Origin of the sequence: Modestobacter muralis, assembly GCF_010682105.1 — a bacterium.
GTDB lineage: Bacteria > Actinomycetota > Actinomycetes > Mycobacteriales > Geodermatophilaceae > Modestobacter > Modestobacter muralis.
In genome coordinates this window covers 1-11,966 of the sequence record NZ_JAAGWH010000055.1, presented here as the reverse complement: position 1 = coordinate 11,966, position 11,966 = coordinate 1, and the positions used below count along the sequence as shown (strand labels likewise).

The following is an 11,966-nucleotide window of genomic DNA, read 5'->3' as shown; positions in this document are numbered from 1 at the left end:
CGCCACCTCTCCCGATGGTCGACCTGTCCGCTCGGTCGGTTGTGCGCAGTAGAACACGGACCACCGGTCAGGTGCCCGGTGCGCAGCCCGCCGGGCGCGGGTTGGCGCCGGCAGGCAGGATGCCCTGCGTGCTCCCGCCGCTCGCCGACCCCGCCGTCCGCCGGGTGGCGCTCGTCCGGCTGCGGGTCGGCCTGGGCGACCTGCTCTGCTCGGCCCCGGCGCTGCGCCGGCTGCGCGAGTTCCGGCCCGACCTGCACGTCACGCTGATCACCTGGCCGGAGATGGCCGACGTGGTCGGGCGCTACGCCGACGACGTCGACGAGCTGCTCCCGTTCCCCGGCGCGGACGGCATCCCCGAGCGGACGCCGGACCCGGCCGGCTGGGCACCCTTCCTGGCCGCCGCCCGGGAGCGGGAGTTCGACCTGGCGCTGCAGGCCTACGGTGACCGGCCCCCGGCGAACGCGGTCGCCGCGGCGCTGGGCGCCCGCCTGGTCGGCGGTTTCGCGCCGACCGGCTGGGACCCGCCCCCGGGCACCGGCGACCTCCACCTGCGCTACCCGCTGGACCTGCACGAGGCGCAGCGGCACCTGCGGCTGTTCGAGCACCTGGGGCTGCCGGCCGGGCCGGCGCCGGCGATGCACTTCCCGCTGACCCCGGCCGACCGCACCGAGCACGCCGCGACCCTGGACGCCGCCGGCCTGGTGCCGGGCCGCTACGTCGTCCTGCACCCCGGGGCGTCGGCGGCCACCCGCCAGTGGCCCACGGAGCGCTACGCGGCGGTCGGGGACGCGCTCGCCGCCGACGGCTGGGACGTCGTGCTCACCGGGGTGCCCGGCGAGCGGGGGATCAGCGCCACGGTCCAGGACCGGATGCGCGCGCCGGTCACCGACCTGACCGGCGCGACGAGCCTCGGCGGGCTGGCCGCGCTGCTGGCCGACAGCGCGCTGCTGATCGGCAACGACACCGGGTCCGCGCACCTGGCGGTCGCCGTCGGCGCGCCCAGTGTCACCGTCTTCCTGCCCGGCGACCCGGTGCGCTGGGCCCACTCCGGGCCGCGGCAGCGGGCGGTGGTCGCCGACGTGCCCTGCGCACCGTGCCCGCACCTGGTCTGCCCGATCGACTTCCGGTGTGCGGCGTCGGTGCGGGTCGCCGCCGTGCTGGCCGCGGCCCGCGAGCTGCTGGGGCCCCGGTGAGCCGCCGGATCAGCGTCGTCGCCGACTCCGACGCCTGGGGCGGGGCGGAGGTCTACCTGACCCACCTGCTGCGGGGAGCCGCCGACTCCGGATGGACGGCGTCGCTGGTGGTCGCCGAGCCGGTGGCCGACGGCTTCGCCCGCAGCGTGCCCGGGGTGCCGACGACGGTCGTGCCGCTGGTCCGCCACCGCGCCGACGCCCCCGAGGTCTCGGCCGCGCTCGCCGCGCAGCGACCCGACGCGGTGCTGGTCAACCTCGTCGACCCGGGGTCCAACGCCGCCGCCGTCCGTGCCGCGCTGGCCACGGCTCCCACCGCGGGGGTGCTGCACCTGCCCGGCGACACCGGCACCGGCGACGACCGCCGCCGGCTGGCCGACCTCTACGGCCGCCTCGGGCTCGTGCTCGGCACCTGCGAGGACGCTCGCGCCCAGGTGGTCACCGAGCTGGGCGTCGCGCCGGAGCGCACCGGCGTCGTCCCGAACGGGGTGCACGTCCCGGCGGTCGCCACCGGGCCGGCCGGGCACACCCCGCCGCGGCTGGGCACCTTCGGGCGGCTCACGGCGCAGAAGGGCTTCGACGTGCTGCTCGCTGCGGTCGGCCGGCTGGTCGCGGAGGGCCGTGAGTTCGACGTGGTGATCGGCGGCCACGGCCGGGACGCCGACCGCCTGCGCGAGCTGGCCACCGGCCTGCCCGTGACGTTCACCGGGTTCGTCGACGACGCCCCGGCCTTCCTCGCCGACCTCGACCTGTTCGCGTTGTCCTCCCGCCGCGAGGCGCTGCCGCTGGTCCTGCTGGAGGCGATGGCGGCCGGGCTGCCGTGCGTCACCACCGCCGTCGGCGACGTGGTGCCCGCGGTGGGAGAGGACGCCGTCGTCGTCCCGGTCGACGACGAGGCCGCGCTGGCCCGTGCGCTCGGTGCCCTGCTGGACGACGCCGACCGGCGGGCCGACCTCGGGGCACGGGCCCGGGAGCGGGCGGTCCGGGAGATGGGGGCCGATCTCATGGCCCGCCGCACGTTCGCCCTGCTGGACCGGCTCGTCGACTGACCCGCCGGGCCGCTCCGTACAGCTATGCATGGCAGTGTATGGTCATGCAGGTGAGCAGCGGACAGACGTGGACGGTCGGGGTCACCGGCGCCACCGGGTACGCGGGCGGTGAGGTGTGCCGGCTGCTGGCCGGGCACCCGCACCTCCGGCTGGCCGGGGTGCACGCCAACACGAGCGCCGGCCGACGCCTGGGCGAGCTGCAGCCGCACCTGACCCCGTACGCCGACATGGTGGTCCAGCCCAGCGACGCAGCCAGCCTGGCCGGTTACGACGTCGTCGTCCTGGCCCTGCCGCACGGGGAGTCCGCGGCCATCGCCGCGCAGCTGCCCGACGACGTCCTGGTCATCGACTGCGGCGCCGACCACCGGCTCAACGACCCGGCCGCCTGGGCGCGCTGGTACGGCGGTGAGCACGCCGGGCACTGGCCCTACGGGCTGCCGGAGCTCCCCGGTCAGCGCGAGCAGCTGGCCACCGCCCGGCGGATCGCGGTCCCCGGCTGCTACCCGACCTCGGTCACCCTGGCGATGGCCCCGGCGCTGGATCACCGCCTGGTCACCCCCGACATCGTGGTCGTCGCGGCCAGCGGCACGAGCGGCGCGGGCAAGTCGGCCAAGACCCACCTGCTGGGCAGCGAGGTGATGGGCTCGGCCAGCGCGTACGGCGTCGGCGGGGTCCACCGGCACACCCCGGAGATGGTGCAGAACCTGTCACAGGCGGCCGGTACGAACGTGACCGTGAGCTTCACCCCGACGCTGGTGCCGATGAGCCGCGGCATCCTGGCCACCTGCTCGGCGCCGCTCGCACCCGGCGTCGACGCGGCCACCGCCCGCGCCGCCTACGCGGCCGCCTACGACGACGAGCCGTTCGTGCACCTGCTGCCCGAGGGCCAGTGGCCCACCACGGCCGCCGTGCTCGGGGCCAACACCGTCCAGCTCCAGCTGGCCGTCGACCCCGACGCCGGCCGGCTGGTCGTGGTCGCCGCCGTCGACAACCTCACCAAGGGCACCGCCGGTGCCGCGCTGCAGTGCGCCAACCTGGCCCTCGGCCTCCCCGAGACCACCGGTCTCCCGCTCGTCGGAGTCGCACCGTGACAGTCACCTCCCCGCAGGGCTTCCGCGCCGCCGGCGTAGCCGCCGGCTTGAAGACCTCCGGCAACCCCGACGTCGCCCTGGTCGTCAACGACGGCCCGGACGACGTCGCGGCCGCCGTCTTCACCACCAACCGCTTCCCGGCCGCGCCGGTGCTGTGGAGCCGCCAGGTGCTCGCCGCCCACCGGCTCAAGGCCGTGGTGCTCAACTCCGGGGGCGCCAACGCCTGCACCGGGCCCGAGGGCTTCGCCGACACCCACACCACCGCCGAGCACGTCGCGGCCGAGCTGGGCATCGGCGCCGGCGAGGTCGCGGTGGCCTCCACCGGGCTGATCGGCGTCCGGCTGCCGATGGACAAGCTGCTGCCCGGCGTCACCGCCGCGGTGGCGAAGCTGTCCGCGGACGGCGGCACGGCCGCGGCCCAGGCGATCATGACCACCGACTCGGTGCCCAAGACCACCGTCCAGCGCGGCGAGGGCTGGACCGTGGGTGGCATCGCCAAGGGCGCCGGCATGCTGGCCCCGAGCCTGGCCACGATGCTCGTCGTCCTCACCACCGACGCCGTCGTCCCGCCCGCGCTGCTGCAGACCGCCCTGGCGCAAGCCACCAGCGTGAGCGTCGAGCGGGTCGACTCCGACGGCTGCCTGTCCACCAACGACACGGTCATCGCCATGGCCAACGGCGCCAGCGGCGTCACGCCCACGGTCGAGGAGGTCACCGCGGCACTGACCGCGGCGATGACCGACCTGGCCATGCAGCTGCTCGCCGACGCCGAGGGCTCGACCAAGGACATCGCGATCACCGTCCGCGGCGCGGCCTCGGTCGCCGACGCGCTGACCGCCGGCCGGGCGTGCGCCCGCAACAACCTGCTGAAGACGGCGCTGTTCGGCAACGACCCCAACTGGGGCCGGGTACTGGCCGCGATCGGCACCACCGACGCCGCGTTCGAAGCCGACCAGGTCGACGTGACGATCAACGGCGTGACCGTCTGCCGCAACGGCGCGATCGGCGACCCGCGCGAGGGCGTCGACCTCTCCGGCCGGGCGATCGCCATCGACGTCGACCTGCGGGCCGGCACCGAGGAGGCGACGATCTGGACCAACGACCTCTCGATCGCCTACGTGCACGAGAACTCGGCGTACTCGACATGAGCGGCGAGACGAACCCCGCCGAGGACGACGACGTGACCACCGCCCAGGACCCCACCCCGCCCGACGTCGCACCCGACGAGACCGCGCCGGAGGGCACCGTGCCGGGGACCGCTCAGGACCCCACGCCCCCGGACGTCGCCCCCGACGAGGTGCCGCCCCGGCGGATCGGCACCCACCGGGTCATGCGGGTCAACGACCCCGCGGGCGACGCGGCCAAGGTCGCCGTCCTCACCGGGGCGCTGCCGTGGCTGCGGGAGTTCCACGGCAACGTCGTGGTGGTCAAGTACGGCGGCCACGCGATGGTCGACGAGGAGTGCCGCCGCGCGTTCGCCGAGGACATGGTCTTCCTGCGGACCTGCGGCATCCTGCCCGTCGTCGTCCACGGCGGCGGCCCGCAGATCAGCGCCATGCTCAACCGGCTGGGCATCACCAGCGAGTTCCGCGGCGGCCTGCGGGTCACCACGGAGGAGACCATCGACGTCGTCCGGATGGTGCTCACCGGCCAGGTGGGCCCCGAGGTCGTCGGCCTGATCAACTCCCACGGCCCGCTGGCCGTCGGGCTGTCCGGTGAGGACGGCGGGCTGTTCACCGCCGAGCGCACCGCAGCCGTCGTCGACGGCGAGCCGGTGGACGTCGGCCTCGTCGGGGACGTCGTGGCCGTCGACCCCGCACCGGTCACCGCGCTGCTGGAGGCGGGGCACATCCCGGTCGTGGCGACCGTGGCCCCCGATGCCTCGGGCCAGGTGCACAACGTCAACGCCGACACCGCCGCCGCCGCGCTGGCCGTGGCGCTGGGCGCGGTCAAGCTCGTCGTCCTCACCGACGTCGAGGGTCTCTACGCCAACTGGCCCGACCGGGACTCCCTCGTCGAGCAGATCGACGCCCGGGAGCTCGCCGGGATCCTGCCCGACCTGGACGCCGGGATGATCCCGAAGATGGCCGCCTGCCTGCGGGCGGTCGAGGGCGGGGTGAAGCGGGCGACCGTCGTCGACGGCCGGCTGCCGCACGCCCTGCTGCTGGAGATGTTCACCACCGAGGGCACCGGGACGATGGTCGTCCCGGCCGACACAGACGGGGAGGCAGCACCATGACCACGCACACCGAGGAGCTGGCCACCCGCTGGTCGGCCGTGATGATGGGCAACTACCGCACCCCGCCGGTGGCGCTGGCCCGCGGCGCGGGCGCGACGGTCTGGGACGTCGACGGCCGGGAGTACACCGACCTGCTGGGCGGCATCGCGACCACGATCCTCGGCCACGCCCACCCGGCGGTCGTGCACGCGATCACCGCCCAGGCACAGCTGCTGGGCCACGTGTCCAACCTGGCCATGCACGAGCCCGAGCTGGTGCTCGCCGAGCGGCTGATCGAGCTGGCCGGCCGGCCGGGGCGGGTCTTCTTCGCCAACTCCGGCGCCGAGGCCAACGAGGCCGCGTTCAAGATCAGCCGGCTGACCGGCCGCACCGAGGTCGTCACCGCGCTCGGCTCCTTCCACGGCCGCACGATGGGCGCGCTCGCGATGACCGGCCAGCCCGGCAAGTCCGGCGCCTTCGCCCCGCTGCCCGGCGGCGTCCGGCACGTGCCCTACGGCGACGCGGACGCCCTCGAGCTCACCGACGCCACCGCGATGGTGTTCCTCGAGCCGATCCTCGGTGAGGGCGGCGTACTGCCCGCGCCGCCCGGCTACCTGGCCGCCGCCGAGTCCGCGGCCCGCTCGGTCGGCGCGCTGTTCGCCGTCGACGAGGTGCAGACCGGGACCGGCCGCACCGGCTCGTGGTTCGCCCACCAGGCCGACGGGCTGACCCCCGACGTCATCACCCTGGCCAAGGCCCTGGGCGGTGGGCTGCCCCTCGGGGCCACCCTCGCCTTCGGTGCCGCCGCGGACCTGATGACGGCCGGCTCTCACGGCTCGACCTTCGGCGGCAACCCGATCGCCGCCGCCGCCGCGCTGGCGGTGCTGGACACCATCCGCGACGAGGGGCTGCTGGAGCGGGCCAAGGAGATCGAGCACCGGTTCACCGCCGGCGTCGAGGGCCTCGGGCACGCCGGCGTCCGCGGCGTCCGCGGCCGGGGCGCGCTGCTCGGCATCGTCCTCACCGCACCGGTCGCCGCCGCGGCGGAGACGCACCTGCGCGCCGCCGGCTTCCTCACCAACGCCGTCGCGCCGGACGTGATCCGGCTGGCCCCCTCGCTGGTGGTCACCGACGCCCAGATCGACGCGTTCGTCACCGCGCTGCCCGCTGCGCTGGACGCCGCCCTGCAGGAGGCCGACTCGTGACCCGCCACTTCCTCGCCGACGACGACCTGACCCCCGACGAGCAGGCCGAGGTCCTCGCCCTGGCCGCCGAGCTCAAGGCCGGCCGGCACACCGCAGAGGCGCCCACCCCGCTGCGGGCCGCCAACGGTGTGCCGCGCACGGTGGCGCTGCTGTTCGACAAGCCGTCCACCCGCACCCGGGTCAGCTTCTCCGTGGGCGTCACCGAGCTCGGCGGCCAGCCCCTGGTCATCGACGCCGGCAACAGCCAGCTCGGGCGCGGGGAGTCCGTCGAGGACACCACCCGCGTGCTCGACCGCCAGGTCGCGGCGATCGTGTGGCGCACCGGCGCGCACGAGCGGATCGAGCAGATGGCCGCGGTCAGCCGGGTGCCGGTGGTCAACTCCCTCACCGACGACTACCACCCGTGCCAGATCCTGGCCGACCTGCAGACGGTGGTCGAGCACAAAGGGCGGCTGGCCGGGCTGACCTTCAGCTACCTCGGCGACGGTGCCAACAACATGGCGCACTCCTACCTGCTCGGCGGCGCGCTGGCCGGCATGCACGTGCGGATCGGCTCCCCGGAGGCCTTCCAGCCCGACCCCGCCGTCCTCGCCCGGGCTGCCCGGGTCGCCGCCGGGACGGGCGGCTCGGTGCAGTGGACGGCCGACCCGGCCGCAGCCGCCGACGGCGCCGACGTGCTGGTCACCGACACCTGGGTCTCGATGGGCCAGGAGGACGAGTACGCCGCGCGCAGCGCGCCGTTCCTGCCCTACGCCCTCGACGAGGCGGCGCTGGCCCGCGCCGCCGCCGACGCCGTCGTGCTGCACTGCCTGCCGGCCTACCGCGGCAAGGAGATCGCCGCCGGGGTGATCGACGGCCCGCAGAGCGCGGTGTGGGACGAGGCGGAGAACCGGCTGCACGCCCAGAAGGCCCTGCTGCTGTGGCTGCTCGAGCGATCGGGGTGACCACGGCGCTGACCCGCTCGGCCCGGCACGCCCGGATCGCCGAGCTGATCACCGCCGGGCCGGTGACCTCGCAGACCCAGCTGGCCCGGCTGCTGGCCGAGTCCGGCGTCGACGTCACCCAGGCGACCCTGTCCCGGGACCTGGAGGAGCTCGGCGCGGTCAAGATGCGCGGCTCCGACGGCGCCCCGGCGTCCTACGTGCTGCCGCCGGAGAACGCCCCGCTGCGCCCGGCCCAGTCCGCGCCGGCCCGGCTCACCCGCCTGCTGGCCGAGCTGCTCACCAGCGCCGAGGGCAGCGCCAACCTCGCCGTCGTCCGTACGCCCCCGGGAGCAGCGCAGTTCCTGGCCTCCGCGCTGGACAAGGTCGGCCTGCCCGACGTGCTGGGCACGATCGCGGGGGACGACACTCTGATGGTCGTCTCCCGCGCCCCCGACGGGGGCCCGGCCCTGGCCGACCGGCTGCGCGCGCTCGCCGAGCGCGCCGCCGCCGCACCGGCACCCCCGGGGCCGGACACCGACCTGGACGACGACGTGGAGGAGAGCGCACCGTGAGCGAGGCCAGCGGCGAGAACACCGGAGGCGGCCACACCCGGCTGTGGGGCGGTCGTTTCGGCGGCGGGCCCTCGGCGGCGATGGCGGCCCTGTCGAAGTCCACCGACGTGGACTGGCGGCTCGCGCCCTACGACCTGGCCGGCTCCCGGGCGCACGCCCGGGTGCTGCAGCGGGCGGGGCTGCTGAGCGTCGACGAGCTGGCCCGGATGATCGGCGCGCTCACCGAGCTGTCCGCCGAGGTCGCCGCGGGCAGCTTCACCCCCGTCGAGGCCGACGAGGACGTGCACGAGGCGCTCGAGCGCGGCCTGTTGGAGAAGCTGGGCGAGCTCGGCGGCAAGCTGCGCGCCGGGCGCAGCCGCAACGACCAGGTCGCCACCGACCTGCGGCTCTACCTGCGGCACAACGTCCGCACCCTGGTGCACGAGATCGCGGCGCTGGAGAAGGCCCTCATCGGCCTGGCGCTGCGCTACCGCGACGTCGCCGCACCGGGGATGACCCACCTGCAGCACGCCCAGCCGGTGCTCATCGCCCACCAGCTGCTGGCCCACGCGCACGCCTTCTCCCGCGACGTGGGGCGGCTCTTCGACTGGGACAAGCGGGCCGCGGTCAGCCCGCTGGGCTCCGGGGCGCTCGCCGGCTCCTCGCTGGCGCTGGACCCCGACGCGGTCGCCATCGAGCTCGGCTTCGACCGGGCTGCGGACAACAGCATCGACGCGGTCAGCGACCGCGACTTCGCCGCCGAGTTCTGCTTCGTGGCCGCGCTGCTGGGCGTCCACCTCTCCCGCCTGGGCGAGGAGGTCGTGCTCTGGACGTCGACCGAGTTCGGCTGGGCCCGCCTGGACGACGCCTGGGCCACCGGGTCCTCGATCATGCCGCAGAAGAAGAACCCCGACATCGCCGAGCTGGCGCGGGGCAAGGCCGGCCGGTTCATCGGCAACCTGACCGGGCTGCTGGCCATGCTCAAGGGCCTGCCGCTGGCCTACGACCGCGACCTGCAGGAGGACAAGGAGCCGGTCTTCGACTCGATCGAGCAGCTGCTCCTGCTGCTGCCGGCGGTCACCGGCATGATCGCCACGCTCACCCTCCAGCCCGACGTCATGGAGGCCTCGGCGCCCCAGGGGTTCGCCCTGGCCACCGACGTCGCCGAGTGGCTGGTCTCCTCCGGCGTCCCGTTCCGGTCCGCGCACGAGATCAGCGGTGCGATGGTCGCTTACTGCGAGGAGGCCGGCCTCGAGCTCGACGAGCTGGACGACGAGCAGCTGGCCGGCATCGACGAGCGGCTCACCCCCGAGGTGCGCTCGGTGCTGCACGTCGACGGCGCGCTCGCCGCCCGCCGGGCCCGTGGTGGCACCGCTCCCGAGCGGGTCGCCGAGCAGCTGAGCTCGCTGGCCGAGCAGGCGCGCCGGCACACCGAGTGGTCGACGCTCTCCCCGGTGGCGGCGGCGCTCTGAGCTCGCCAGGCCACCCCGGCGGCCGGCCCGGGCCGGGTCCCCTCCTCATCGAGGCGGACCTGCTCGGGCCGGTCGACGTCGTGGGCCGTGCCCTGCTCGGCTGCTGGGTGGTCACCGACCGGCCCGAGGGCCAGGTGGCGGTGCGGCTCACGGAGGTGGAGGCGTACTCGGGGGAGGGGGAGGACCCCGCCTCGCACGCCCACCGCGGGCCGACCCCGCGCGCGGCGATCATGTTCGGCCCACCCGGCCGGCTCTACGTCTACTTCAGCTACGGCGTGCACTGGTGCGCCAACGTCGTCGTCGGCCCGCCCGGGCGGGGGTCGGCGGTGCTGCTGCGGGCCGGTGAGGTGGTCGTGGGGGAGGAGCTGGCCGCCTCCCGCCGTCCCGCCGCGAAGGTCCCGCGTGACCTGGCCCGCGGCCCGGCCCGGCTCACCCAGGCGCTGGCGATCGGCCCTGGCGACAGGGACGCGCACCTGCTGGAGGCCTCCTCCCCGGTGCGGCTGCACCGGGGGACGCCGCCGGCCGCGGTCTCGGCCGGGCCCCGGGTCGGCATCAGCGTGGCCACGGACCTGCCCTGGCGGTTCTGGGAGACCGGCGCGAGCTCGGTCAGCGCCTTCCGGGCCGGGGGGAAGGCCCGGCGCCGACCCGCGCCGCCCGGGTGATCAGGCAGGATGGGCAGTCGTGACCGACGTGATCGACGAGCTGCACCGCCGTGGGCTGATCGCCCTGAGCACCGACGAGGACGCCCTGCGCGCCCACCTCGCGGAGGGGCCGGTCACCTACTACTGCGGGTTCGACCCGACCGCGGCCAGCCTGCACGTCGGGCACCTCATCCAGTTCATGGTGCTGCGGGCCCTGCAGCGGGCCGGACACCAGCCGATCGTGCTGGTCGGTGGCGCCACCGGGCTGATCGGTGACCCCCGGCCCACCTCCGAACGGGTGCTCAACGACCCGGCGCAGGTCGCCGCGTGGGTGGACCGCATCCGGGCCCGGGTGGCGCCCTTCCTCGACCGTCCGGCCTCCGACGACGGCCACCGGGCGCCGATCTACGTCGACAACCTCGAGTGGACCGCGCCGATGTCGGCGATCGAGCTGCTCCGCGACCTGGGCAAGCACTTCCGGGTCAACCGCATGCTGGCCAAGGAGGCGGTGTCGGCCCGGCTCAACAGCGACGCCGGCATCAGCTACGCCGAGTTCAGCTACCAGATCCTGCAGGCCAACGACTTCCGTGAGCTGCACGGTCGGCACGGCTGCACGCTGCAGACCGGCGGCTCGGACCAGTGGGGCAACCTCACGGCGGGCATCGACCTGGTCCGCCGCACCGAGGGCGCCTCGGTGCACGCCCTCGGGACGCCGCTGATCACCACCGCCGACGGCAAGAAGATCGGCAAGACCGAGGGCGCCACCATCTGGTTGGACCCCGAGCTGACGTCGCCCTACGCGTTCTTCCAGTACTGGCTCACCCTGGACGACGTCGATGCCCGCGCCTGGTTGCCGCTGTTTTCCGAGCGGCCTGCCGAGGAGGTCGCGGCACTCGTCGCGGAGTCGCAGGAGCGGCCGGCCTCCCGGGCTCCGCAGCGCGCACTCGCCGAGGAGCTCACGGCCCTGGTGCACGGACCGGGGGAGCTGGCCCAGGCCGAGGCTGCCGGCCGGGCCCTGTTCGGCCGGGCCGAGCTCACCGAGCTGGACGCCGCCACGCTGGAGGCGGCCCTCCGGGAGGCCGGTGCCGTGGAGGTGGACGACCCGGCGGTCCCGGTGTCGGCGCTGCTCCAGGCGACCGGTCTGGCGTCCTCCCTGTCGGACGCCCGGCGCACGGTCAAGGAGGGGGGCGCCTACGTGAACAACGTGCGCGTCACCGACGCCGACGCGGTGCCGGCGGCGGGGGAGTGGCTGCCCGGTGGGTGGCTGGTCCTGCGCAAGGGGAAGCGCAGCGTGGCGGGCGTGCACCGCCCGTCAGCCGCCCCCGCAGGTGGCTCTACGGCCTGATCTGGGGCCTGACCTGGGCACTCGCGGCGTGTGAACGCCGGGTGTCGGGCACGTTCCGTCCAGGTGGCGCGCGTCACCAGGGCCCGGGTTTGACACCGCCGCCAGAGGCACGTAACTTTCTCTTTGCGCCGGGGACGACCGCGAGGCCGGGCCCGAAGCGCCGAGCAGGACAACACAAGCTGGCAACGACGATCCGAGAGGGTCTGGTTTGCTGCGCGTCCGCTCCTTGAGAACTCAACAGCGTGCCGAAAGTCAGTGCCAAGTAACACATCCCCATGCGA

The 11,966-nt window shown here is 75.2% G+C and carries 11 protein-coding genes; all 11 read left to right on the top strand.

Annotation, left to right across the window (positions count from 1 at the left end):
* The first annotated feature begins 119 nt into the window (after positions 1-119).
* Genes GCU67_RS18175 through tyrS form a run of 11 tightly spaced genes read left to right on the top strand, consistent with a single transcriptional unit; the run spans position 120 to position 11,685 of the window.
* A complete protein-coding gene (locus tag GCU67_RS18175) occupies positions 120-1,193 on the top strand; it encodes a glycosyltransferase family 9 protein (RefSeq protein WP_163612768.1) in 1,074 nt (357 codons plus the stop codon).
* Entirely contained in the window at positions 1,190-2,239 is a 1,050-nt protein-coding gene (locus tag GCU67_RS18170; RefSeq protein WP_163612767.1) for a glycosyltransferase, read from the top strand. The genes GCU67_RS18175 and GCU67_RS18170 overlap by 4 nt, the downstream gene beginning before the upstream one ends.
* A 50-nt stretch (positions 2,240-2,289) precedes the next feature.
* The gene (gene argC, locus GCU67_RS18165; protein ID WP_338105133.1) at positions 2,290-3,330 is read left to right on the top strand and encodes an N-acetyl-gamma-glutamyl-phosphate reductase; all 1,041 of its coding nucleotides are present in this window, start codon (positions 2,290-2,292) and stop codon (positions 3,328-3,330) included.
* A complete protein-coding gene (gene argJ, locus GCU67_RS18160; RefSeq protein WP_163612765.1) occupies positions 3,327-4,478 on the top strand; it encodes a bifunctional glutamate N-acetyltransferase/amino-acid acetyltransferase ArgJ in 1,152 nt (383 codons plus the stop codon). Before argC ends, argJ begins: the two co-directional genes overlap by 4 nt.
* Complete coding sequence (gene argB, locus GCU67_RS18155) at positions 4,475-5,569, top strand: acetylglutamate kinase (RefSeq protein ID WP_246215342.1); 1,095 nt, start codon at positions 4,475-4,477, stop codon at positions 5,567-5,569. Before argJ ends, argB begins: the two co-directional genes overlap by 4 nt.
* Positions 5,566-6,753, top strand: coding sequence for an acetylornithine transaminase (locus tag GCU67_RS18150; protein ID WP_163612764.1), 1,188 nt, complete (start codon positions 5,566-5,568; stop codon positions 6,751-6,753). The genes argB and GCU67_RS18150 overlap by 4 nt, the downstream gene beginning before the upstream one ends.
* Positions 6,750-7,697: an ornithine carbamoyltransferase gene (argF, locus tag GCU67_RS22090; RefSeq protein WP_163612763.1), complete on the top strand. Its 948-nt coding sequence runs from the start codon at positions 6,750-6,752 to the stop codon at positions 7,695-7,697. The genes GCU67_RS18150 and argF overlap by 4 nt, the downstream gene beginning before the upstream one ends.
* Positions 7,673-8,248, top strand: a complete 576-nt coding sequence (locus GCU67_RS18140; RefSeq protein ID WP_420846372.1) for an arginine repressor — start codon at positions 7,673-7,675, stop codon at positions 8,246-8,248. The genes argF and GCU67_RS18140 overlap by 25 nt, the downstream gene beginning before the upstream one ends.
* Positions 8,245-9,699 carry an argininosuccinate lyase gene (gene argH / locus GCU67_RS18135; RefSeq protein WP_170311083.1) on the top strand — a complete coding sequence of 485 codons (1,455 nt, stop codon included), beginning with the start codon at positions 8,245-8,247 and terminating at the stop codon, positions 9,697-9,699. The genes GCU67_RS18140 and argH overlap by 4 nt, the downstream gene beginning before the upstream one ends.
* Positions 9,663-10,361: a DNA-3-methyladenine glycosylase gene (locus GCU67_RS18130; RefSeq protein ID WP_420846371.1), complete on the top strand. Its 699-nt coding sequence runs from the start codon at positions 9,663-9,665 to the stop codon at positions 10,359-10,361. Before argH ends, GCU67_RS18130 begins: the two co-directional genes overlap by 37 nt.
* Positions 10,362-10,380: 19 nt before the next feature.
* On the top strand, positions 10,381-11,685 hold the full coding sequence (tyrS, locus tag GCU67_RS18125; protein ID WP_163612762.1) for a tyrosine--tRNA ligase: 1,305 nt from the start codon (positions 10,381-10,383) through the stop codon (positions 11,683-11,685).
* The last annotated feature ends 281 nt before the right edge of the window (positions 11,686-11,966 follow it).